The sequence below is a fragment of the Pseudoalteromonas sp. 20-MNA-CIBAN-0454 genome, assembly GCF_040308685.1.
GTDB lineage: Bacteria > Pseudomonadota > Gammaproteobacteria > Enterobacterales > Alteromonadaceae > Pseudoalteromonas > Pseudoalteromonas nigrifaciens.
Genome location: NZ_JBEOOB010000016.1, coordinates 41,382 through 65,150 on the forward strand (window position 1 = coordinate 41,382; position 23,769 = coordinate 65,150).

General features: G+C 41.5%; 18 protein-coding genes. 11 read left to right on the forward strand and 7 right to left on the reverse strand.

Going from position 1 to position 23,769, the window contains the following annotated elements:
* The 11 genes from AAEZ22_RS09625 to fusA all read left to right on the forward strand — a co-directional run bounded on the left by AAEZ22_RS09625 (position 1) and on the right by fusA (position 12,558).
* The gene (locus AAEZ22_RS09625; protein ID WP_197182249.1) at positions 1 to 1,185 is read left to right on the forward strand and encodes an E22 family MetX-like putative esterase; all 1,185 of its coding nucleotides are present in this window, start codon (positions 1 to 3) and stop codon (positions 1,183 to 1,185) included.
* A 9-nt stretch (positions 1,186 to 1,194) separates the two neighbouring features.
* Positions 1,195 to 1,956 (forward strand): 3-hydroxybutyrate dehydrogenase, encoded by a 762-nt coding sequence (locus AAEZ22_RS09630; RefSeq protein WP_352297088.1) that lies wholly within the window; start codon positions 1,195 to 1,197, stop codon positions 1,954 to 1,956.
* 9 nt (positions 1,957 to 1,965) lie between these two features.
* Positions 1,966 to 2,673 (forward strand): CoA transferase subunit A, encoded by a 708-nt coding sequence (locus AAEZ22_RS09635; RefSeq protein WP_011329568.1) that lies wholly within the window; start codon positions 1,966 to 1,968, stop codon positions 2,671 to 2,673.
* A gap of 11 nt (positions 2,674 to 2,684) precedes the next feature.
* Positions 2,685 to 3,341, forward strand: coding sequence for a 3-oxoacid CoA-transferase subunit B (locus AAEZ22_RS09640; RefSeq protein WP_024594936.1), 657 nt, complete (start codon positions 2,685 to 2,687; stop codon positions 3,339 to 3,341).
* A gap of 307 nt (positions 3,342 to 3,648) precedes the next feature.
* Positions 3,649 to 4,890, forward strand: a complete 1,242-nt coding sequence (locus AAEZ22_RS09645; protein ID WP_089368890.1) for an OprO/OprP family phosphate-selective porin — start codon at positions 3,649 to 3,651, stop codon at positions 4,888 to 4,890.
* An 11-nt stretch (positions 4,891 to 4,901) separates the two neighbouring features.
* Positions 4,902 to 5,882 (forward strand): Bug family tripartite tricarboxylate transporter substrate binding protein, encoded by a 981-nt coding sequence (locus AAEZ22_RS09650; protein WP_089368889.1) that lies wholly within the window; start codon positions 4,902 to 4,904, stop codon positions 5,880 to 5,882.
* Positions 5,883 to 5,894: 12 nt separating this feature from the next.
* A complete protein-coding gene (locus AAEZ22_RS09655; protein WP_089368888.1) occupies positions 5,895 to 6,362 on the forward strand; it encodes a tripartite tricarboxylate transporter TctB family protein in 468 nt (155 codons plus the stop codon).
* A gap of 3 nt (positions 6,363 to 6,365) precedes the next feature.
* Complete coding sequence (locus AAEZ22_RS09660) at positions 6,366 to 7,898, forward strand: tripartite tricarboxylate transporter permease (protein ID WP_089368887.1); 1,533 nt, start codon at positions 6,366 to 6,368, stop codon at positions 7,896 to 7,898.
* A 12-nt stretch (positions 7,899 to 7,910) separates the two neighbouring features.
* Entirely contained in the window at positions 7,911 to 9,533 is a 1,623-nt protein-coding gene (locus AAEZ22_RS09665) for an ATP-binding protein (RefSeq protein WP_089368886.1), read from the forward strand.
* Between the two features lie 15 nt (positions 9,534 to 9,548).
* Positions 9,549 to 10,274, forward strand: coding sequence for a response regulator (locus tag AAEZ22_RS09670; RefSeq protein ID WP_089368885.1), 726 nt, complete (start codon positions 9,549 to 9,551; stop codon positions 10,272 to 10,274).
* Between the two features lie 199 nt (positions 10,275 to 10,473).
* A complete protein-coding gene (gene fusA, locus AAEZ22_RS09675; protein ID WP_011329565.1) occupies positions 10,474 to 12,558 on the forward strand; it encodes an elongation factor G in 2,085 nt (694 codons plus the stop codon).
* A 404-nt stretch (positions 12,559 to 12,962) separates the two neighbouring features.
* Here the strand turns inward: fusA and mdoH are convergent, their stop codons facing one another.
* From mdoH to AAEZ22_RS09710, 7 genes are all read right to left on the reverse strand, one after another.
* Complete coding sequence (gene mdoH, locus AAEZ22_RS09680; protein WP_197182250.1) at positions 12,963 to 14,924, reverse strand: glucans biosynthesis glucosyltransferase MdoH; 1,962 nt, start codon at positions 14,922 to 14,924, stop codon at positions 12,963 to 12,965.
* A complete protein-coding gene (locus AAEZ22_RS09685; RefSeq protein WP_182678397.1) occupies positions 14,896 to 16,503 on the reverse strand; it encodes a glucan biosynthesis protein G in 1,608 nt (535 codons plus the stop codon). Before AAEZ22_RS09685 ends, mdoH begins: the two co-directional genes overlap by 29 nt.
* Before the next feature lie 255 nt (positions 16,504 to 16,758).
* Entirely contained in the window at positions 16,759 to 19,479 is a 2,721-nt protein-coding gene (locus AAEZ22_RS09690; RefSeq protein WP_352297093.1) for an ExeM/NucH family extracellular endonuclease, read from the reverse strand.
* Between the two features lie 128 nt (positions 19,480 to 19,607).
* A complete protein-coding gene (gene hemB / locus AAEZ22_RS09695) occupies positions 19,608 to 20,618 on the reverse strand; it encodes a porphobilinogen synthase (RefSeq protein ID WP_011329560.1) in 1,011 nt (336 codons plus the stop codon).
* A 2-nt stretch (positions 20,619 to 20,620) separates the two neighbouring features.
* Positions 20,621 to 22,486: a sensor domain-containing diguanylate cyclase gene (locus tag AAEZ22_RS09700; RefSeq protein ID WP_197182251.1), complete on the reverse strand. Its 1,866-nt coding sequence runs from the start codon at positions 22,484 to 22,486 to the stop codon at positions 20,621 to 20,623.
* Positions 22,486 to 23,271 carry a TatD family hydrolase gene (locus tag AAEZ22_RS09705; RefSeq protein WP_197182252.1) on the reverse strand — a complete coding sequence of 262 codons (786 nt, stop codon included), beginning with the start codon at positions 23,269 to 23,271 and terminating at the stop codon, positions 22,486 to 22,488. Before AAEZ22_RS09705 ends, AAEZ22_RS09700 begins: the two co-directional genes overlap by 1 nt.
* Positions 23,271 to 23,768, reverse strand: a complete 498-nt coding sequence (locus tag AAEZ22_RS09710; RefSeq protein ID WP_011329557.1) for a hypothetical protein — start codon at positions 23,766 to 23,768, stop codon at positions 23,271 to 23,273. Before AAEZ22_RS09710 ends, AAEZ22_RS09705 begins: the two co-directional genes overlap by 1 nt.
* Between the last annotated feature and the right edge of the window lies 1 nt (position 23,769).

Sequence of the window (23,769 nt, forward strand, 5' to 3'; positions counted from 1 at the left end):
ATGAAAACTAAATTAATAATGAGTGTACTGCTGTTAATAGTAAGCACAGTTGCTTATAGCAATGATAAAACAGCGCCTATGTTGGTTGAAAAACAACATTTTACCACTAAAAATTTTACTACTGTGTCGGGAGTTACGCTTAGCCAAGTAGACGTAGGCTGGGAGAGCTACGGTACTTTAAATAAAGCTAAAGATAATGTGGTACTAATTACGCATTATTTTTCGGGCACGTCGCATGCAGCTGGTAAATATAAAGCCGATGATGCCTTGGCGGGTTATTGGGATGCGTTAATTGGTCCAGGTAAAGCAATCGACACTAATAAATACTTTGTAATTAGCTCAGACACTTTAGTTAATGCCAATTGGCACGATCCTAATGTAATTACGACTGGCCCTGCATCAACTAATCCGGCAACAGGTAAACCGTATGGCCTTGATTTTCCGGTAGTGACCATTACTGATTTTGTTGAAGTGCAAAAACGCTTACTCGATAGTTTAGGTATTAACAAACTGCATGCCGTAATAGGTGCCTCAATGGGATCGTTTCAGGCACTGGAGTGGGCGGTACGTTATCCAGAGCAAGTAGAGCGCTTAGTACATGTAATTGGTGCGGCAACCATGGATGCATGGACTGTGTCGGCACTAGAAAAGTGGGCTATGCCAATTCGTTTAGATAAAAACTGGCAGCAAGGTAATTACTATAATAAAGAGCGCCCGCTTGCAGGGCTTACCGCTACGCTACTAAACATTACCCAAGATGCTATGCATCCGCTTATTTATAACGCTAGTTTCCCAAATTTTGAGGTGCTAGATGACGACGCACTGCAAGATATTCGTACTCTACCAAAAGTAAACCAGGTTTTAGAGGCTAGAGCATTAGCTAAAGCTAAGCTACAAGATGCAAACCATGTGTTGTACTTAGTGCGAGCATCGCAGTTATTTACCGCAGGTAGATCAGCCAATTTAACTGATGCCCTAAAAAAGGTGCAGGCAAAAACCTTATTGCTACCTGCCACTAACGATTTATTACTACGTCCCGAAAATGTCCGCAAAATGCACTCAATAATGGATGAACTAGGTAAGGAGGTTACTATTTCTGAAATTGCGGGAGGCTGGGGTCATTTAGATGGGCTATTTTCGATTACGCCTAAAGCGCAGCAAATTAGTGAGTTTTTAGCCAACTAGGAGGCCTGCATGAGCAAAACAATTTTAATAACCGGTGCAGCCAGCGGTATTGGCTTATATATAGCACAGCAATTAGCCGCAGCGGGTCATCATATTATAGTAACCGACCTAAATACAGCGCACGCAAAAGAAGCGGCAGAAGATATTGTTACTAATGGCGGAAAAGCCCAAGGTTATGCATTAAATGTGGCCGACAGCGAGGCAATTACCGTTTTTTTTAAGCAGTTACCGCAAGCTGTTGATGTACTTATAAATAATGCCGGCATTCAGCACGTAGCAAAGCTTGAAGAATTTCCGGCTGATAAATGGCAATTTTTGCAGCAAGTAATGCTAGTTGGGCCCGCAATGATGACCCAAGCGGTATTGCCTAAAATGCGGGAACAAAATTTTGGCCGAATTATTAATATTGGCTCTATTCATGCCATGGTGGCCTCTAAATATAAGTCGGCCTATGTGGCCGCCAAACATGGCTTAATTGGCTTTAGTAAAACCATAGCGCTTGAAACAGGAGATGCCAATATAACCATTAATACCGTGTGCCCCGCGTATGTGAAAACTCCGCTAGTAGAGCAGCAAATTGCCGCACAAGCCAAAGAGCATGGTTTATCTGAGCAACAAGTTATCGATACTATTATGCTAGCACCCATGCCTAAAAAAGCCTTTATTGGTTTAGATGAAATACACCATACGGTAACCTTTTTAATGGCTGATGCGGCGCGAAACATTACCGCACAAGCTATAGCAATAGATGGCGGCTGGACCGCACAATAGGAGCTAACAATGGCAGGATTCGATAAAGTAGTAAGCAGTTACAGCGAAGCAATGGCAGGGCTTGAGGATGGCATGACAGTGATTGCCGGTGGTTTTGGCTTGTGCGGTATACCGGAGGGACTTATTGGCCAAATTAAACGCCAAGGTATTCGTAACTTAACTGTGGTGTCTAATAACTGTGGCGTAGATGGTTTTGGTTTAGGCGTGTTACTAGAGGATAAACAAATACGCAAAATGGTGGCCTCGTATGTGGGCGAAAATGCCTTATTTGAGCAGCAACTACTTAGTGGTGAGCTAGATGTAGAGCTTACTCCACAAGGTACACTGGCTGAAAAAATGCGCGCTGGTGGTGCAGGTATTCCTGCTTTTTATACCGCCACTGGAGTAGGCACGCCAGTGGCTGAGGGCAAAGAAACGCGCAATATTAATGGTCGAGACTACTTGTTAGAACACAGTATTACCGGTGACTTTGCCATTGTAAAAGCCTGGAAAGCGGATCGCTTTGGTAATTGTATTTATCGCCATACCGCGATGAACTTTAATCCTATGGCCGCCACCGCAGGTAAAATAACTGTACTCGAAGTAGAAGAAATTGTAGAGCCTGGGGAGTTAGAGCCAAGCCAAATACACACTCCCGGTATTTATATCGATCGGGTTATAAAAGGGGTGTTTGAAAAACGCATAGAAAAAGTGACCACCCAAGCAGCAAAGCAATAAGGAGTAAGCTAATGGCATTAACACGTGAACAAATCGCCAAGCGAGTCGCGATGGAATTACAAGATGGCTATTACGTTAATTTAGGCATTGGTATTCCTACCTTAGTAGCTAACTATGTCCCCGATAATATTGCAGTAATGCTGCAATCAGAAAATGGCCTACTGGGTATGGGGCAGTATCCTACTGCCGATGCGCTCGATGCTGATATGATAAACGCCGGTAAAGAAACCGTTACTGCCGCCACTGGCGCAGCAATTTTTAACTCAGCCGAAAGCTTTGCGATGATCCGCGGCGGTCATGTTGACTTAACCGTATTGGGTGCCTTTGAGGTTGACCAAAACGGCAATATTGCTAGCTGGATGATCCCCAATAAGTTAATAAAAGGTATGGGCGGTGCGATGGATTTAGTAGCTGGTGCAAAAAACATTATTTGTACCATGACCCACGCTAACAAGCATGGTGAGTCAAAATTACTCAGTGAGTGCAGCTTACCGCTCACCGGTGTGGGGTGTATTAATAAAGTAATTACCGACTTGGCCTTACTGGAAATTAAAGATGGTGCATTTCATTTATTAGAGCGCGCCCCCGGAGTGAGCGTAGAAGAAATTCAAGCGAAAACACAGGGGCGTTTAATTATCCCTAAAAACACACCCGAAATGACATTTTAATAATAGCTTATTAATTAAGCCCGCATTGTTGCGGGTTTTTTTATAACTTAAAAAGCTACCAATTTGAATCCGCGTTATAAAACCACTTTAAATATAAAGGCACTATAAATCAAAGAGTAATGCGCGGCTAGTTTTGTCCTTTTTGCGCATGGTTTTTATGCACAAAAAGCGCGTAAAGATCATCAATGCACCTTACCGTCTAAATATTTAGTTAATTTCACGTTAACAATAAGCTGCGCTTTAGATAGCAGTTTGTAGTCGCTTATCTACCTGACAATAAATACACCAACACAGCGTGGAGACAACAATGAAAGCAAGTAACACACAACTCGCTTTGGCAGTAGCTGCCGCATTAGCGAGCACATCAGTTTTAGCCGATAACGATACCGATAAATTACAACAGCAATTAGATGCATTACAAAAAGAAGTCAGTGCATTAAAAAAATCGAGTGGTTTTAATTTAGAGTTTGGTGGACGCGTACAGCTTGACTACAACTATTTTGATGGCGCTTACAATGCAGATAATGGCGGCTCTGGCGGCAGTGATTTTTTTCCGCGACGTATTCGTACTTACGTTGCTAGCGAGCATGGTAATTGGGATCACAAGTTATTACTCGAATTTGGCGAAGGCACAGCTGAAATTGTTATGGCACGTGTACGTTATGCGTTTGATAACGGGCTTAAAATTAAAGCAGGTAAAATTCGCGAAGATATATCGCTTAATGCATTAACCAGCTCAAAACATATCAACACTATTGAGCGTAGTAGTTTAGCAAATACCTTCTCGCCATTTTTTCGTTGGGGTGCATCGGCTTACCAATACTTTAAAGATTCGGGATTTCGCTACGCAGTGGGTGTTTATAAAAATGATGCCTTTGGCGCAACGGGTAATGATGAAAACGACAGGCTAACTTTGGCTGCAACAGGGCGCGTAACGTGGTCAAGTGCTGCACCGGGTGATGTGATTCATTTAGGGGCGTGGCATTCATATCGTGATATGGGCGGCAATGAATTAGGTGCGCGTTTTGCTCGTGGAGAAGTTCGCGAAGCTAATACTAGGCTTGTTGATTATGCCGCTGGTGGCGTAACCGCAGCACTTGATAGCTTATCGCAAAGCGGACTTGAATTTGCTTACCAAGCAGATTCTTTAACCCTTGAAGCTGAATATGCAAGCCGCTCGTTAAACGCAGTTAATAGCGCAGACTTGCTAGATGGCGAGCGCTTTGATGGTTTTCATGTATCGGCAAGTTACTTTTTAGGTGGCGAGCAGCGCCAATACAAAGCAAGTTCAGCATTATTTGTACAACCTAAAAACATTAAAAATGCATGGGAGTTAGTTGCGCGTGTTTCACAAATGGATGCAACTAGCAGCTTACAAGGGACGCAAGCAACTACTTATACATTAGGCACATCTTATTACATCAGTAGCGATATTAAGTTTATGGGCAACCTTATTTACAGTGATGTGACAGGCCCTGGTACTACAGCTTTGGTAGGCGATGAAGACTCTGGTATGGGCTTTAGTGCGCGTATGCAGTATTTATTTTAAGGAATCATACAATGAAATTATTTAAGTCACTTAAATCACTAAAAACCACAGTACTTGCAGCATCGCTGGTACTTAGCAGCCCATTTGTAATGGCCGACATTCACTTTTTAGTACCTGGCGGCCCTGGTGGCGGTTGGGATACAACAGCACGTGGTGTAGGCGAAGGTTTAGTTAAGTCAGGTATTGAAGATAATGCGTCTTTTCAAAATATGTCGGGTGGCGGCGGCGGTCGTGCTATTGCTTACTTAATTGAGTCGGGCACTAAAAAGGGCGATATTTTAATGGTTAACTCAACACCTATCGTATTGCGTGCATTAACTGGTCGCATTCCTTATAGCTACCGCGATTTAACTCCTGTTGCCAGCATGATTGCCGATTATGGCGCATTTGTGGTGCGTAACGATTCGCCATTTAAAACGTGGCAAGATGTTGTTAAATCAATCAAAGAAGATCCAAGCTCAGTAAAGGTAGCGGGCGGTTCTGCGCGTGGCAGTATGGATCATTTAGTTGCAGCGCAAGCAGTTAAAGCGGCGGGTATTGATGGTCGACGTTTACGTTATATTCCTTACGACGCCGGTGGTAAAGCAAAAGCTGGATTACTATCAGGCGAAGTTAACTTACTTTCTACCGGCTTAAGTGAAGCACTAGAAGTAGCTAATGGTGGTCAAGCACGCATTTTAGCGGTTACCTCAGGTGGGCCGTTACCGGATTACCCAGAAATACCTACCCTTAAATCTCTTGGTTACGATATGGAATTTGTAAACTGGCGTGGTTTTTTTGCAGCGCCGAACTTACCTGCTGAAAAATTGGCAGAGTACACCAAAAAACTGCGCAAATTACAAAGTACTCCTGAGTGGGAAGTTGTCCGTGCACGTAACGGTTGGTTAAATTTATTCCAAGAAAAAGAGCAGTTTATTAAGTCATTAGAAGCGCAAGAAGCGCAGCTTAAAGTAGTGATGGAAGAGCTTGGCTTTATCCGTACATTGCAATAATCGAGGTTTAAAATGATGAATCGCGAATTACTAGGGCCAAGTTTATTCTTGGCGCTATTTACCCTGTACGCCGTTGTTGCATGGCAAATTCCACTTTTACCGTTTGAAGAATACGAAACGGTGACTTCTGCAACTCTACCTAAAGTATATGCCGCGTTTGGTATTGTGGTGTGTTTACTTGCTATTGCTACAACATTACTTAAACCAAGCGAAAAAGAAGCTACCGATGAAAACCTCGAAAAATCACATGTACTGCGTACTATTAGCTTATTAGTGCTAATGGTGATTTATAGCGCCATGTTAGAGCCGGTTGGGTTTTTAATTTCGACCAGTACATTTTTGTTAGCAGGCTTTTTTGTAATGGGTGAAAGGCGCAAAGGTATTTTATTATTTGCATCGATTCCGGTTGCTGTGGTGTTTTGGTTTTTAATGACTCAAGTGCTAGGTATTTACTTAGTTCCGGGCGATTTGTGGAGTTAAATTATGTTTGATGGAATTATGCTTGGTTTGTCGACCGTGCTCGACTTTAATAATTTAATGTATGTGATTGCTGGCTGCCTAGTGGGCACTTTTATTGGTATGTTACCGGGGTTAGGGCCAATTACTGCGATTGCATTAATGATCCCGATTACTTATAGCATAGGTGCCGACTCAGGCATGATTTTAATGGCAGGTGTTTATTATGGTGCCATTTTTGGTGGTTCTACTTCATCTATTTTAATTAACGCACCAGGGGTTGCGGGTACGGTGGCATCCTCCTTTGATGGCTACCCACTGGCAAAACAAGGCCATGCAGGTAAAGCATTGGCAATTGCTGCCTACTCCTCCTTTATAGGGGGCACTATCGGCGCTATATTGTTAATGGTTGCCGCACCTTTATTAGCTAAAGTATCGCTGAGTTTTCAATCACCAGATTATGTAGTGCTGATGTTTTTAGGCTTAACCGCAATTGCAGCGTTTTCTAATAAAGGACAATTTTTAAAAGCGATGATGATGACGGTATTTGGGCTAATGCTTGCTACTGTTGGCATCGATCCTTCATCGGGCACCGACCGATTTACTTTTGGCCAAGCGGACTTACTTGATGGTATTAGCTTTTTATTAGTGGCTATGGCAACCTTTGCATTAGCAGAAGCGTTAGTTAACGTAGTAAAACCAGAGAAAAAAGACGCCAAAAATATTAACGATTCAGATACGCCGCAAATAGGTTCAACTAAGTTAACTAAAAGCGAGATTAAAGAAATAGCGCCAGTGATTGGTCGCTCGTCTATTTTGGGCTTTATTGTCGGTGTGTTACCGGGCGCAGGCGCAACTATTGCAAGTTTTATGGCTTATGCAACCGAGCGCAACTTAGCACCGAAAGGCTTAAAAGAAAAATTTGGTAAAGGCTCATTACGTGGTTTAGCTGCACCCGAATCGGCTAATAATGCGGCATGTACTGGCTCATTTGTACCTTTGTTAACGCTAGGTATTCCGGGCTCAGGTACTACGGCTATTATGCTAGGGGCATTAATTGCCTATGGTATACAACCAGGGCCAATGCTTATGCAAGAAAACCCCAGTGTTTTTTGGTCTGTTATTGTTAGTATGTACTTTGGTAATATAGTGCTGCTTATTTTAAACTTACCGCTTATTCCTTACTTTGCAAAAGTATTAGCTATGCCCAAATCGGTACTCACAGTAATGATTTTGTTCTTTAGCTTAATTGGTGTGTATTTGGTGTCTTTTAATACCTTTGACTTATTTATGATGGTGGGATTTGCCTTAGTGGCGTTGGTATTACGATTATTAGCTTTTCCTATGGCACCTTTATTACTCGGTTTTATTTTGGGTGATATGATAGAACGTAATTTCCGTCGCTCTATGATGATTTCTGATGGTTCATTGAGCTTTTTATGGGATCGCCCACTTACATTGAGTATATTTGTTATTTCAATTTTAGTGCTTTTATTTCCGTTAAAAGATTACTTAATGCAGCGCCGTGCAGATAAAGCTGCGCTTCAAGAGCAGGCTTAACAGAGTCATAAAATGAAAAACACCAACCCGCTAAGCCCATTGCAACATATGGTTAAAAAACCTAAACGCCTAGAAACTCGGCTAATTATTTGGGTAACCGGTTTATGTGTATTACAAGCATTGTTGTTTGGCGCGTTGGTGTATCAGCTTACGGCGCAAAGCTTACATAGTCACATTGGCGACAAAGCATTGGCCGTTGCCAGCAGTATAGCCTCACGCGTTGATGTTATAAAAGCACTGCAAAATCCAAAAGATTTATTGGCTATTAACGAGGAAGTAGAAGAAATAAGGCAACTCACTGGAGCCGACTTTATTGTTATTGGCGATGAAAATGCATTGCGTATTGTGCATCCTGATGAAAAGAAAATTGGCAAGCGTATGGTGGGTGGCGATAGCCAAGCTGCATTAAAGGGTGAGCGCTATATTTCGCTTGCCCGTGGCAGTTTAGGAGAGTCAATTCGCGGTAAGGTGCCTGTTTATTCGAATAATAACCAAATAATAGGCTTGGTATCGGTCGGGTTTTTAGTGCAGTCAATTGACCCTCTTATACGTTCTCGCAGTATTGAGATTTTAATTTGGGGCTTAGTGGTGGTGGGCTTAAGTATTGTGGTGGCTATTTATATTGGTCAGCGGGTGCGAAATGCTATTTTTGGTTTACAGCCAGATGAGATTGCGCGGTTGTTTTCAGAACAAAATGCTATTTTAAATACGGTGCGTAACGGTATAATTGCGCTCGACCCCGAGGGGAATGTACGTAAGTTGAATCAACGTGCTTGCGAAATTTTAGATAAACCTCTTGCTTATACTCACCAACCCCTCACGCTTGCTGATTTACTTCCTGAGCATGCTGAATTTTTGCTGCGTAACCAGTCACGCGAAATAGTAGGGTTTGAACTATTTGCCGCCGATAAACGAATAATATTATCGCGCTTTGCTTTGCAGGTACAAGGCCAAGCCGATGGCATTTTACTTAGTATGCGCCCCTCTGATGAACTCGAATATTTAAGCCAACAACTTACTAAAGTGCAAGCGTTTGCGGAGCTGTTAAGAGTGCAAACTCATGACTATTCAAATAAGCTCAATTTAATTGGGGCGTTAGTGCAAATGGGCAAAAATGAGCAAGCGATTGAAATTATAGGTCAAGAAAGCCAAGGATCGCAGGCGCAAATACATAACTTGTTAGAGCGAATACAAGATCCTGTGCTTGCAGGTTTGTTAGTTGGTAAATACCATAAAGCAAGAGAGTTAAATGTGGTGTTAACGCTTAACCCTGATAGCTTGCTTGGTGAAATAACTCGCAAAGATATTTTAGAGCGGGTGGTATCTATTTTAGGTAACCTAATCGACAACGCGATTGATGCGGCCATTCGAGCATCAGATACTCGTGCTGCTAAAGTGCGGGTAACGGTTGATGAAACCAGCAAAACGCTACTTTTTGATGTAGAAGATAGCGGTTTTGGTTTAGGACCTGATCATAATGTGATATTTACCCCACAATACAGCTCTAAGTCGGGGGCGGAACATGGAATTGGTTTGTATTTAGTTAAAACTAATTTAGATTCGTGCGGTGGGAGTTTAGAAATAGGTGAATCAGATCTACTGGGTGCGCGCCTCAGTGTTTATATCCCCAAATAATAAGAGTAATAAAACATGACGTACTCAGTAGTGATAGTGGAAGATGAAGTAGAGGTTGCGCAGTTATTAGCACAATATTTACTGCTACCCAATGGTGTTGCAGGAAACAACACACCCAAGCAAAGTCTCAGGCAAGGGCAGTATCAGGTAGTGGGCATTGCCGGTAACTTAGCTACGGCAAAGGCTTTGTTGCAGGCAGTTAATCCAGATTTAGTGTTACTTGATATTCATTTGCCCGACGGTAACGGCTTAGACTTATTGAGTGATTTGCGCCGCTTAAACATAAAAAGCGAAGTGATGTTGCTCACAGCGGCAAAAGAAGTGGAAATACTCGAAAAAGCAATGCAGTTAGGCGCCAGTGACTTTTTAGTAAAACCACTCATGTTAAGTAGGTTAGATCAAGCTCTGGCACGTTTTGAAGCTCGGCAACAATGCTTTTCGGCTGCTGTTGAGGTGACGCAGTCTATGGTTGATACCCTATTTGGTTCAAAAGAGCGTGTTAGTACCACAACACGCTTACCCAAAGGAGTCGACTCGCTTACCTTAAAAAAAATAATAACTGCATTTAATGAACATAAAGAAACAGCATTTACAGCTCAGCAAATGGGTGATTTAGTGGGTGTAAGCCGATCGACTGCTCGCCGATATCTAGAATACATGCTTGAAGCAGAGCAGGTTAGAGCTGATCAAAGCTATGGTAGTATTGGTCGTCCAGAGCGTTGCTATAAAATATGCCAATAAAATAAAGAGTACAGAGTAAGGTAAGGCCTCATTAGGTAAATAGATCGCTCGCTCGCACTACAAAAAATAGCTATTTCAAAGGATGGATCATTTTTTTTATATAATTGGCTGCATTTTAAGCGACTTCTATGGTGATGTTCGCTTTAAGTGATGTTATACTCTGGCCGAATAATTTTTCGACTTTATTAAGAGTAAACTAATGGCAGATTTATCGAAGTACAGAAACATTGGTATTTTCGCGCACGTTGATGCGGGTAAAACTACCACCACTGAGCGTATACTAAAGCTTACTGGTCAAATCCACAAAAGTGGTGACACGCACGATGGCACATCAGTTACAGATTTCATGGATCAAGAGTCTGAGCGCGGTATTACTATTCAGTCTGCGGCTGTAAGCTGTTTCTGGAAAGATCACCGTTTTAACGTTATCGATACTCCTGGACACGTTGACTTCACTGTTGAAGTTTACCGTTCACTTAAAGTATTAGATGGCGGCATCGGTGTATTCTGTGGCTCTGGTGGTGTTGAACCACAATCAGAAACTAACTGGCGTTATGCGAATGAGTCAGGTGTAGCACGTGTTATTTTCGTAAACAAATTAGACCGTATGGGTGCTGATTTCTTCCGTGTAACTAATCAAGTACAAAAAGTACTTGGTGCAACTCCATTAATCATGACTTTACCAATCGGTAGAGAAGATGAGTTTGTTGGTGTTGTTGACGTTCTAACCAAGCAAGCATATGTTTGGGATGCGACTGGTCTTCCAGAGAACTACACTATTGAAGACGTTCCTGCAGACATGGTTGACCAAGTTGAGGAATACCATGAGTTACTTATCGAAACTGCTGTTGAGCAAGACGATGAGCTACTAGAAACGTACATGGAAGGTGTAATCCCTTCAATTGAAGATGTGAAGCGTTGTATTCGTAAAGGTACTCGTGACCTTGCTTTCTTCCCAACATACTGTGGCTCAGCATACAAAAACAAAGGTATGCAGCTTATTCTTGACGCAGTTGTTGATTACTTACCATCTCCTACAGAAGTTGATCCTCAACCTCTTATGGATGAAGAAGGTAATGAAAACGGCGAATTCGCTATCGTATCTACAGACCTACCATTTAAAGCGTTAGCATTCAAAATAATGGATGACCGTTTTGGTGCGTTAACATTCGTACGTATTTACTCAGGTAAACTAAACAAGGGTGACACTATCCTTAATGCGTTTACTGGTAAAACTGAGCGTGTTGGCCGTATGGTTGAGATGCAAGCAGATGACCGTAATGAATTAGCTAGCGCACAAGCTGGTGACATCATTGCTATCGTAGGCATGAAAAACGTGCAAACTGGTCACACATTATGTGATCCTAAGCACCCAGTAACACTTGAGCCAATGGTATTCCCAACTCCAGTAATCTCGATTGCTGTACAGCCTAAAGATAAAGGCGGTAATGAGAAAATGGGTGTTGCTATCGGTAAAATGGTTGCAGAAGATCCATCTTTCCAAGTTGAGACTGATGAAGATTCAGGCGAAACTATTCTTAAAGGAATGGGCGAGCTTCACTTAGATATCAAAGTAGATATCCTTAAGCGTACTTACGGTGTAGACCTTATTGTTGGTCAACCACAGGTTGCTTACCGTGAAACTATCACTAAAGAAATTGAAGATAGCTACACGCATAAGAAACAGTCTGGTGGTTCTGGTCAGTTCGGTAAAATTGATTACCGTATTAAGCCAGGCGAAGTTGCTTCTGGTTTCACGTTTAAATCATCTGTTGTTGGTGGTAACGTACCTAAAGAATTCTGGCCTGCAGTTGAGAAAGGCTTTAAGTCAATGATGGGCACTGGTGTTCTAGCTGGCTTCCCAGTACTTGACGTTGAAGTTGAGCTTTTTGATGGTGGCTTCCACGCAGTGGATTCATCAGCAATCGCGTTCGAAATCGCTGCTAAAGGTGCTTTCCGTCAATCTATCCCTAAAGCGGGTGCACAACTTCTTGAGCCAATCATGAAAGTTGACGTGTTCACGCCGGAAGATCATGTAGGTGACGTAATCGGTGACCTTAACCGTCGTCGTGGTATGATGAAAGACCAAGAGCCTGGTTTAACTGGCGTTCGCATTAAAGTAGACGTACCGTTATCAGAAATGTTCGGTTACATCGGTTCATTACGTACAATGACATCAGGTCGTGGTCAGTTCTCTATGGAGTTCTCACATTACGCACCATGTCCTAATAACGTTGCTGAAGCTGTAATCGCTGCAGAAAAAGAGAAAAAAGCTGCTAAGTAATTAGCACCTTAACTCTTTAAAAACCCGCACATGTTGCGGGTTTTTTATTGCCCATAATAAAATTGATATATTAGGGTGTGCTTATCTTTCGAGGTTAAATTTACAGCATTGCGTTTCCTTTTAAGGTTAGGTAATAACGGCGCATAAATGCCCAGCATGCGCTAATTTGGCGTTAAATATAACGGCTACAGTGAGCTAAATGAGTTGTTAACTTAGCTGTGCGTATGCAAGTGTGAGGAGTATTACGATGATGCGCTATACACCATGATATTATTGTTGAGTGGTATACCTTTGCCTATAAACGCTACTAATTTAATACAATTAATAAAAAAGGTGTAAACAGCTAATTGCCGATAATAAAAAAGGAGCTATTTGTAGCTCCTTTTTTATTTTAAAGTGTGGCGCTAGCTAAGCTTTTTAATTAGCTTTTCTTTTAGCGCTTTCATCTTTGGCGAGCGTGACTTATTAAAGCTTTGTATTGGCATGGTAACCAAGTGCTCTTTTGGCAATGCGGGTATAGTTAAAGGGTATTGCCCTGCGGTGGGTACCGAAATCTCTTTAAGGTGCACTTTAAGTGCCTCTAGCATGGTATCGTTATCTACTTCACTAGGGCAGATAAATATACCTAGCTTTCTGAGTTTAACCCCCAGTTTTATACTGCTTGAATAACGCACTATAGGTGCAGCTAGTACTAAACCTAGTAATATAGGTGATAGCCACAAAAAAAATACCGGCGTGAAGTAATACGCTGTGCTACCCCAAGCAATAGCGACCAAAGTAGAAAATAACGTATAACTAAACGCTTCTTTCCATGGCACCATACGGCCTTCTCGTGGTTGAGCATCCCACTTAACTTTTTTGCCTAAAAACACACAAACAACAAAATAAGCATGAAACACCATCATTAATGGAGCCATGACAATAGCAAAAACTGTTTCTATAATTGCGCCTAACGTAAGCTTAATAGCACCACCGAAGCGGTTTTTTCTGTGCACCAAGGTTACGATTATACCCATTAGTTTTGGTAGCAATAAAATAACAATAGTAAGATAGAGCAGAGCATCAATTAAATCGGTTTTAGCTATTTGCCAAGTAGGGAACAATTGATAAGCGCGGTTAAAATAAACGTCGCTATTTAAAGCACGTGTTACGGCATCAACCGTACTTAACGCGAGCATAAGTAACCATATTAATGACGAAATATAAGCGGTAGCGCCAAGTAAAAAGTGAAATTTGCTCATCAGCTTTAACTTTGGTGACGGGAGTAATCCAATGTGTTGAATATTACCCTGTACCCAACGTCTGTCGCGCACGGCATAATCTAAAATATTACTTGGGACTTCTTCATAGCTGCCTTCAATATCTGCAAGTAGTAATACTTCCCAATTTGCACTGTGTAGTAATGATGCTTCTACAAAGTCATGGCTGAGTATTTCACCACCAAAAGGAGCATTGCCTTTAAGTGTGGGTAAACCACAGCAGTCAATAAATGCGCTTACTCTAATTATGGCATTATGGCCCCAGTAGTTTGCTTTATCGGTTTGCCAAAATGCCGATCCTGTTGCCAGCATAGGGCTATAAAGTACCGAAGCAAACTGTAAAAAACGACCAAAAAAGGTATCTTGGCGTACCGGAATAGGAATGGTTTGAATAAGTCCTACTTGCGGGTTGTTAATCATGCTTGCCGTTAGCTCTAGCATGCATTTACCTGTCATAACGCTGTCGGCATCAAGGACAATCATATGATCGTACTGGCTTCCCCAGCGCTCACAAAAGTCGGTTAAATTACCTACTTTACGGTGTTTATTATCTTCGCGGCGACGATAAAACAACTGCTTTGATGTCTCGCCTAGGCGCTCACACAAAGCATGCCAAGCACTTAGTTCATTTTTAGCTATTGTTGGATCTTGTGTATCACTGAGTAAATAAAAATCAAAGTTGGCTAATTCCCCAGTCTCTTTTAATGACTGTAAGCTCACTTCAAAGCCTGCAATAACACGGTGTGTATCTTCGTTATAAATAGGCATTACTATGGCAGTTTTTTGCTGAGAAAATGCCTGACTATCAAGCTTTATAGGTTTTATGCGCCTAAGGGTAAGCGGATCAATACGCAGTAACTGCAGTACAAACCCTATAGTACCACTACAAAATGCGGTAACAATCCATGCAAAGGTAATTGAAAATAATGCCAGCAAAGCATATTCAAGTGGTGTCATACCATTTGAGTTTAAAATTTCAAACATAATAGAGATGCCATACGCAGATATACCAATTGCGGCAATGGCAAATAACCAAATACGAAGTGCCTTAAAGGGCATAGATATTTTGGTGGTTTGTTTACTTGATGTCATTTGGATACCAAACATAACTCCATACCTCGCTAATTTCTTTATCATGCAGCTTTAACGATAAGCGCATGTCTACAGGTTTGCCATTTTGTGGAGCTATTTTAAAAGCAACTCGCCAGCCTAATGAATCAGGTAATTTTTGCACAGTTACATCTCTAACCTCACCCGTTGTTAATTGGATGTCGGCATTTAAATTTAACTTTTCTGAAAGCTTATTTATATCAGGCCCAGCAAAATCAACCGTAAATTGGCGATGGCTTTTAGGTGGCGGATTATCTTCACCCGGTAATGCCGCGCTACCAATGCGAGTGCGAACTGCGCGTGCCTTATCATGCTGAGTTAAGTAAGCATTAAAGGTGGTCATTTTATAGCTTAGCTTTAACGAATCGCCTGCTTTAAATGGTTTTTCAGGTACCCAGTAGCTCACTATGTTGTCGTTTGTTTCTGTATCTGTCGGTATTTCTACCAGCTCTACTCGACCATTTCCCCAGTCACCTTCAGGCTCTATCCACAGGCTAGGGCGGTTGTGATAATGCGCTTCAATATCAAAGTAATTATTAAATTCACGATCACGTTGCGCTAAGCCAAATCCCTTAGGGTTCTCGTATGAAAAAGAGGTTACGCTAAGTTGCGACGGATTATTAAGCGGACGCCAAATCCAGTTGTTATCCTGAGATTGGGTTAACAGTCCGTCTGAGTCATGCACTTCTGGGCGGTAATCGTCAAAAAACTTAGTGCTGTTTTCGCCGTGATAAAACATGCTTGTTAGTGGTGCTACGCCTAATTTTTTCACGTCTTTACGGGCAAAAATTTGCATATCTACTTTAACGCTGGTGTTGGTGGTAGGGTCAATACTAAACTTATAAGCGCCGGCAACCGATGGGCTATCAAGCAGTGCAAAAATGATAATGTTAGTTTGTTCTGGCTGTGGTTTTACTAGCCAAAACTCTTTAAACACAGGAAACTCCTCACCAGACGCTTCAGCAGTATCAATTGCTAACCCTCGCGCCGATAGGCCATACACTTGATTAGGCCCAACAACTCTAAAATAAGAAGCACCTTGAAACACCATTACTTCATCTTTGTACTCAGTGGTATTAATTGGGTAATGCAGCCTAAATCCAGCATGGCCTAATTGTTTATTGGCAATACTCTTGGCTATTTCATCTTTTAAAGGTGCTGCAGTACCATCGTACTGATAAAAGTCAGTACTAAACGGCAAACGGCTAAGTTTAGAATCGCTATCAACTGTATTAATTGTTACTGGTGTTTTATATAAAAAGCCGGGGTGAAACAACTGTAGCTCGTAAAGACCTTCATCTTTCCACATTGACTTGTCTTGTTTAAAACGAATAGAGCGATAATCTTGATATTCAATATTATTTAGCGCATCTAGCTCGATGTTTTTAGGGGCAATATACTCCTCACTCGCTAATTTTTGAGCGCGGGCGCTGATCACATCAAATAAACTGTCTTGCGGGATGGCAACGTCAAGCGTAGCGGAAAATGCTTGCTGAGCTGAAAAAACAAGAAACAAGCTAAGTAATGGTACTGAGGCTTTTTTCCATGTTGATATTAGGTGAATTGGTGCTTTCATTTTCGTTCCTTTATAAAAACATGACTTATTTTTACAGTTAAGATTAATATCGATTTATTAATTTGTTTCATTGGTACTTTTAATAATAAACGTATAAAAAGGCTCAAGTATGCTTTGTTGTTTTCAGGCTAAATACGAGAGTGAGTAGATTTAGTACGGATAGTACACAAAGTTTACTGAAGCTTGTCTGAATTACATTTGTATAAAAAGAGAAAAGCCGCAACAGCGGCTTTTTAACAATTATAGTGTTGGCTTTTAGCTTTTAAACCTGCGAAATAAAGTAAGAGGTGCCAAAAAAATAGTTAACCAAAATAATGAGCCAGAGTCATCGTCATCATTTTGAGCCTCATCACTATTAACATTTATAGTAACTGTTTGCTCTAATGATATATTGTCAGCACTATCCTGGGCTTGCACAACTAAAGTAATAAGACTTTGTTGTTCATAATCAAGTTCAGCAGTCACCACGATCTGACCCTGGTTGTTAATAGTTACGCTATTGCTACCCGACACAATAAATTTAACAACGGGAGAGTCATTAGCATTTGGATCGCTAAACGCTAACTGGCCAATCACAGTACCAACAGGGCTATTTTCATTAACAATAAATGTCTGGTTAGCTGCTATAACTGGGGTTTGCTCCTCAGGTGTTAAAATAACCTCAGATTTTATATCAACAATTATTGGATCGTGATCTGATGCACGATATGGGCCTGCTGCGTATAAGCTTGATTGTTGAGCATCACTTTTAAACTCGACATTGTAATCGAGTAAAGTGGGCTCATCGGCATTAATATGCCAATCATTCGTTGCAACTATTTTGCTTAATAATGATGGGCTTACTAAGGCGTAATCTAAGCTACCCGCACGTCCAGAAAAACTATAAGAGTAGCCAAGGGTATTACCATCAAGCTCTGCAACTGCATTTTTATAGCCATTGTCGGCAAATGCACGAATAGGATCTTCCATGGCATAGGCATTTAAATCACCAATAAGAATAATATCCTCATCATCAATACCGGTTGGCTTGCTATTAAGCCAGCTTGCGTATGCATTAGCGCCGGCAACGCGTGTTTCATTCCAACATGCTTGGCCATCACTTTTATCTTGGTTTGCTCCTGTTGCGCTACTGCAACCACCTTTTGATTTAAGGTGCGCTACTGCAGCGGTAAATACCTCATCTGTTGCTAATACTTTAAAGCTTTGTGCAATTGGTGGGCGGTTTCCAAAGTCAAACGGAGGTTGTGTGGTGATTGCTGCACTACCTACTTCTACTACTCTATTTACACGATAGATTAAGGCTGTGGTAATTGCATCACTACCAATTTTATCAAGGCCAAAATTAACAAATGCATACTGGTTAGCTGTGTCAAAGTCGTTAAGCGCATTTACTAAGCTAGCAATTGCACTAAACTCACCAAAGCCATCGTTTTCTATTTCCATTAAGCCAATAACATCGGCTTGTATTGCACTAATAGCACTAACAATTTTAGCTTCTTGACGAATAAACTCAGCTTCACTATCGGCACCACGACTAGTGGGGAATCCGGCCCCCTGACCATCGCCATTAAAATAATTAAGAACGTTAAAGCTAGCTACCCTTAGATCCGCATCTACGTGAAGTTCGGGAGCATTTTTACGTGCATTGGTAGTGATAAACTGCGGTGTTATGGTAGGGTGAATGCGATAAGTATCAAAGCTATATGCAAGCACCCCAGTTACAGTGTTAACGGTATCGCCAGTGCGTAGCGTATTTTCGGCAGATAAACCCGGTATAGGGTAAATTGGCTCAATATTTTGTAAAGTTGAGCCATCGTCTAAAAGAATTTTTTTAGTTAAGTTATTCGCTTCAAGTGTGTTGGCAGCATCACCGGGCAGGGCAACTTGTGTACCTTGATACAAACGCTCAGTTGCCAGCTCTATTTCACCATAGCGTCCTAAACCAAAGTTATTAGTCACTATTAATGGCTGCTCTAGTGTAATAAGCATGCCTTCAAATGCTTCTAAATTTGTTGTATTTGTAACTGGGAGTGAGATTTTAGTTGCTGATACAGTTAAACCCGAATTGCAAACGGCCACTTGGGTAACGCTACCAATTTGAGTGGCATTGAAATACTCTTCAACACTGCCTTGTACACGCACATGGTCGCCTACACTCACATTTGCTGCTGCAAAATAAACAAAGATGCCTTCAGAGGTTAGTGGGTTAGTATCGTCATCAACAGGTAAAGAGCTAATAAAAAAACCTTTTAACTGATTGTCACCTTGGAAGTTGGCCGTTACAACCCCTTCTAACTCTACTGTAGTATTAACCAATGGGCTGGCAGCACCAGTACCTTGAATGGCGTTAATGGTTGTTTTATCGTTGCCACATATCAGTGGTTCAAGTGGCTCTGGTTCAGGTTCAGGTGTTGTGCCGCTACCAAAAAAACCTAGCCCTGAAAAGTCGTTTTTATCAAATTGTAGCCATTCGTCACTTGGGTTAAAAGTGGAGTCAGGGGTTGCCCGACCAATAAGAATATTTTCCTTACGGCGTAGCGTTTTATCTTTTGTAGTTACGCCCCCGGCAGACCAAATTTCTTTTACCCCACGCTGCCCAAAACTGTCAATAACATTAGAGCCTTGCATTAGTACTAATGCGTCGTCACCATTAAAGTTAACTGCACCACTAAATAGCTGAGCTTTTAATTTAAGCTCATCATTTGCTCTAGAGTCTGAAGTGACAATAACATAGGTACTGTTTGCAGCAAGCAACCCCGTAAGCTCTTCAGTTACACTGACTGATCCAGAGCCATTTGAATACAAGCTAAGTGAGTAGCCATTTAAAGAAACCTCTGCGGATGATGTGTTATAAATCTCAATAGCTTTATTAAAGCCACTTCCCTCAACATATTCAGAAATTATCAGTTCGGCAGAGGCTGATGCACTAATGCTTGCAATAATAAGCGCTAATGGGGTTATTTTTGTTTTAAACATTGGTCATTATTCCCGTTTATAATTCCAGATAGGATATTAGTTTAGAGAATAAATATTACAAAAATAATATTCAGTGTGAATGATTGTAAATGCAAAGTAAGGCGGGCTTGTTGCCCGCCTTGTAAGGCTTACTTTTTAGCTAAGTATTGTGCAGCTTGCTTAGCAAAATAGGTAAGAATACCGTCGGCGCCAGCACGTTTAAATGCCAGTAGCGACTCCATAATAGTGGCCTCTTCAGCTAACCAGCCGTTATCAATAGCAGCTTTGTGCATAGCGTATTCCCCACTTACTTGATAAGCGAAGGTTGGCACGCCAAACTCATCTTTAACTCGGCGTACAACATCCAAATATGGCATGCCAGGTTTAACCATTACCATGTCGGCGCCTTCTTGCAAATCAAGCGCGACCTCGCGAATGGCTTCGTCAGAATTAGCTGGATCCATTTGATAGGTTTTTTTATCAGCACCCTTTAAGTTACCGGCAGAGCCTACCGCGTCTCTAAATGGGCCATAATAGCTTGAGGCGTATTTAGCTGAGTAAGCCATAATGCGAGTGTGAATGTAGCCATCGGCTTCAAGTGCCTCGCGAATAGCGGCAATTCTGCCATCCATCATGTCCGAAGGGGCAATAACGTCAGCACCTGCTCGGGCGTGCGACAGTGCTTGCTTAACTAGTATGTCAGTTGTGATGTCGTTAATTACATAGCCACTTTCATCAATAATGCCGTCTTGTCCGTGGGTGGTAAACGGGTCTAGCGCGGCATCAGTAATTACACCTAACTCAGGGAATGCTTCTTTTAATGCACGTACTGTACGTTGTGCTAAACCATCATCGCTATACGCTTCTTCAGCATGTAATGACTTTTTGTCGGCCGGTGTTACCGGGAAAATAGCAATGGCGGGCACACCGAGCTCAACCAGTTCTTTGGCTTCTATAAGCAGTAAGTCAATTGATAAGCGCTCGATACCGGGCATTGATTCAATTGCTTCACGACGGTTTTTACCTTCGAGTACAAATACCGGATAAATAAGATCATTAACGCTAAGCTGGTTTTCAGCCATAAGACGGCGTGAAAAATCATCGCGGCGCATTCTGCGCATGCGAGTATATGGGAAAAGATCTAGACCAGATTGGGCCATATTTATACGCTCCTACTTTGGGATTGTGGGATTGGAAAATTAATCACTTGGTTACGACCATGCTGCTTGGCAAAATACAGTGCTTTGTCGGCACGTTCGGTAAAAATTTCAGGATTATTTATATCTTCAGCAACGCTAGTATACACTCCCGCGCTGATTGTAAATGAAATAGTAGTGCCAGCCACATGCACATTATTAGTAGCAATAGCGTGGCGAATTTTTTCAGCAATGGCTATCGCGCCATCATTTTGGGTGTTGGGCAATAGCACCACAAATTCTTCGCCGCCGTAACGTGCTACTTCATCAAGCGGGCGTTGTAATTGCTTTTTAATAGTATCAGCAGCAGTACGAATAACCTGATCGCCAGTTAGGTGGCCATAGGTATCGTTTATTACCTTAAATTTGTCTATATCAAGCATAATAACACTTAATGGTGTTTGTTCGCGACGCGAGCGGCGCAACTCCATCACTAATTTTTTATCAAAAAAGCGTCGGTTTTTAATACCAGTTAAGGGATCTTCCATGTTTAGCTGTTCAAGCTCACGGTTTTTTTCTTCTAGTTCTCTTAGTGTTACTTGTAACTCAAAAGTACGCTCATCTACTTGTGTTTCGAGCTCTTGACGCACGCTTTCTTGTAAAGATAGCCGCTCATGTAATAAGGCATCTTGGGCAGCACTTTTGGCTATTAAGGTTTGTTGAGTAGTTACTTGTTCATCGCGCTGTAAAATAAAGAGTTTCATCACCGCATATCCAAGGGAGAAAGCGCAGCTAAGAGAGCAAATAAACACAAAAGCCACTCTACTGTTTGTAAATATATAAAGCCCTGAAACAGTAATAATAAAATAAACAATTGCGGCTAAAAAGCTGCATAAAGCTAGCAAAAGTGCTTTTTGGGGTTCTGATGGGTTTTGGCGAATACAAAGTAAGGTTGTTACAACATAGTAGCCTAAAACAATGGGAGTGGTAATAAGGCAAAATAAGGTGACAACAAGTGTGGGAAAAAGCCAAATAAACGCAATAAGCAGTGCATATATAGCTATTATAATTTTTTGCACTTTAAACCATGTAACGGTTTTAGGCTGGCATACCTGTTGCTGTAGAGGTAAAAAAAGTACCGTTATCAGCATCACCAACATGGGGATCATAAGTTGTACTGTGCCCGCAGAACGTGTGTGGATGAAACTAAAGCCACAAATAAAATATAATAAGATGCTGAGCATTAATGTTATAGCGCCCGTATAAGCAAAGTATTGCTTACGCGAAAAAGCATATAAAATAAGACAGCTAATCGCTAAAGAAAAAACAAAGCCAATTAATAATCCGTAAAGCAAATTAAGCTTACTTTTATATGTAAAGAGCGCATCTGCCTGCCATAAGGTTAAAGGCACGCGTAATCCTGAGCTATTGCTCACTTTAACGATAACAGTGGTATTACTGTGAGCAGGAAGCGTTAATTTTACCAGCAAAGGTTCGTTTTTTATTTGTTGTTGTGGCAGTAAAGGAGGGGCATTAATATTTATTGAGGAGGATCGTCGCTTATCGAGTAAGTGATATACCTGTACTTCATTTAATAGCGGATTATCGATAGAGAGTATTGGCGTTACGCGTGTATTGAGCGTGTTTTTAATTGTAAATTGGATCCAAACAGGGCGTTGTTCAACGCCTAAATTAAGAGGTTTGTTGGTTAACGTTTGCCACTGTTTAAGATCGCTCTGCTGGGCGGTTGTTATAGATGTAGGCGCAAAAGAATAATAAATAGAGTTTATTTTTTCAGATGTAAACTGCTCATCTATCTCTATCGTATTAGCGGCTGCTAAACCAGCAAAAAGGATAGTTAATAGACTTAATAACACCCCAATAACTTTCATTACTTAGCTTTTAAATCAAAAATATTATAAAAATTTAGAGTCGTTTGCTGCGCTATTGCCTCAGGAGTAAGGTTATATAATTGGGCAATTGTTTCGCACACATAAGTTAATAAGGCAGGTTCATTACGGCGAGATTTAGGCTTTGGGTTAACGGTGCGCGGAATCAAAAAAGGCGCATCAGTTTCTATTAGCAGTTTATTAAGAGGGATACTGGGGATTAATTGTTGTAGTTCTTTTCCACGGCGTTCATCGCAAACCCAGCCGGTAATGCCTATATAAAGCCCTAACGCTAAGTAGCTTTTTAATGCCTGAGCGTTACCTGTAAAGCAATGTAATACGCCGCGTACATTAAATTCTTTTAAAATACTGAGCATGTCTTCGCTGGCATCACGTTCATGCAAATATACAGGTAAGTTTAGCTGTTCAGCTAGGGCAAGCTGGCGTCTAAGTACACTTCGTTGTACATCGCGAGGCGAAAAATCACGGTTATAATCAAGGCCGCACTCCCCAATGGCTATAACTTGTTTATGGCTTGCAAGTTGAGTGAGTTGCGTCTCAAGCTCATCAGAAGCCGATTTAGCATCGTGAGGATGTACGCCTGCTGTAGAAAATTGCTGATGCGCTATAGCCAGCTCAAGCGACTGCTCACTGGCTGCTACATCGCAGCCTATAATCAGCATATGCTTTACTCCCGCAGCATTAGCGCGGGCAATAATATCTTGATGCTGTTTATCAAACTGATGGTTAGTTAAATTAACCCCAGCATCAATTAAGCTGTATGGCATTATTGAGTACGTTTAACGCGTATAGAGCGGTTTTGACCTTCTTTTTTTAATAAAAAAGAATTAAATACACCACGACTAATAACCACGTTGTCATCTTCTTTTAGCGTTATGCCGTCAGATCCAATTTGGCGCCATTGTTGGCCGTTTTCTAGAGTAATAATTAACTCACCATAAGCTGCTTCTTTAATGGCTGATACAGTTGAGCTAATAGAGCTGTCATTTTCTTTCGCAATATTTTTATGCTCTAAACCAAACTCTTCTGCTTGTGTTACCGCTACAGCAACAGGTGCGGTGGCTTCTGTATTTGTTGGTGAGAGTGTTTTATTTACAGTAGGCTTGCTCAGCGGTTTACCGGCAACCGTATTATCGTAACAAAGCAGGCGGTTAAAGTCGTTTTCAATAAAGCTACATGCTTGCAGTGCTTGCTCGTTAATAGCTGTGGCTGCAAAAGTCGGTGCGCTTAACAAAACTAATAGTGAGAGTAGTTTTTTGTTCATG

Bases quoted from the DNA above. Each gene is read 5' to 3' on its own strand.
- AAEZ22_RS09625 (WP_197182249.1), top strand. From the start codon at position 1: ATGAAAACTAAATTAATAATGAGTGTACTGCTGTTAATAGTAAGCACA.
- AAEZ22_RS09630 (WP_352297088.1), top strand. From the start codon at position 1,195: ATGAGCAAAACAATTTTAATAACCGGTGCAGCCAGCGGTATTGGCTTA.
- AAEZ22_RS09635 (WP_011329568.1), top strand. From the start codon at position 1,966: ATGGCAGGATTCGATAAAGTAGTAAGCAGTTACAGCGAAGCAATGGCA.
- AAEZ22_RS09640 (WP_024594936.1), top strand. From the start codon at position 2,685: ATGGCATTAACACGTGAACAAATCGCCAAGCGAGTCGCGATGGAATTA.
- AAEZ22_RS09645 (WP_089368890.1), top strand. From the start codon at position 3,649: ATGAAAGCAAGTAACACACAACTCGCTTTGGCAGTAGCTGCCGCATTA.
- AAEZ22_RS09650 (WP_089368889.1), top strand. From the start codon at position 4,902: ATGAAATTATTTAAGTCACTTAAATCACTAAAAACCACAGTACTTGCA.
- AAEZ22_RS09655 (WP_089368888.1), top strand. From the start codon at position 5,895: ATGATGAATCGCGAATTACTAGGGCCAAGTTTATTCTTGGCGCTATTT.
- AAEZ22_RS09660 (WP_089368887.1), top strand. From the start codon at position 6,366: ATGTTTGATGGAATTATGCTTGGTTTGTCGACCGTGCTCGACTTTAAT.
- AAEZ22_RS09665 (WP_089368886.1), top strand. From the start codon at position 7,911: ATGAAAAACACCAACCCGCTAAGCCCATTGCAACATATGGTTAAAAAA.
- AAEZ22_RS09670 (WP_089368885.1), top strand. From the start codon at position 9,549: ATGACGTACTCAGTAGTGATAGTGGAAGATGAAGTAGAGGTTGCGCAG.
- fusA (WP_011329565.1), top strand. From the start codon at position 10,474: ATGGCAGATTTATCGAAGTACAGAAACATTGGTATTTTCGCGCACGTT.
- mdoH (WP_197182250.1), bottom strand. From the start codon at position 14,924: ATGTTTGGTATCCAAATGACATCAAGTAAACAAACCACCAAAATATCT.
- AAEZ22_RS09685 (WP_182678397.1), bottom strand. From the start codon at position 16,503: ATGAAAGCACCAATTCACCTAATATCAACATGGAAAAAAGCCTCAGTA.
- AAEZ22_RS09690 (WP_352297093.1), bottom strand. From the start codon at position 19,479: ATGTTTAAAACAAAAATAACCCCATTAGCGCTTATTATTGCAAGCATT.
- hemB (WP_011329560.1), bottom strand. From the start codon at position 20,618: ATGGCCCAATCTGGTCTAGATCTTTTCCCATATACTCGCATGCGCAGA.
- AAEZ22_RS09700 (WP_197182251.1), bottom strand. From the start codon at position 22,486: ATGAAAGTTATTGGGGTGTTATTAAGTCTATTAACTATCCTTTTTGCT.
- AAEZ22_RS09705 (WP_197182252.1), bottom strand. From the start codon at position 23,271: ATGCCATACAGCTTAATTGATGCTGGGGTTAATTTAACTAACCATCAG.
- AAEZ22_RS09710 (WP_011329557.1), bottom strand. From the start codon at position 23,768: ATGAACAAAAAACTACTCTCACTATTAGTTTTGTTAAGCGCACCGACT.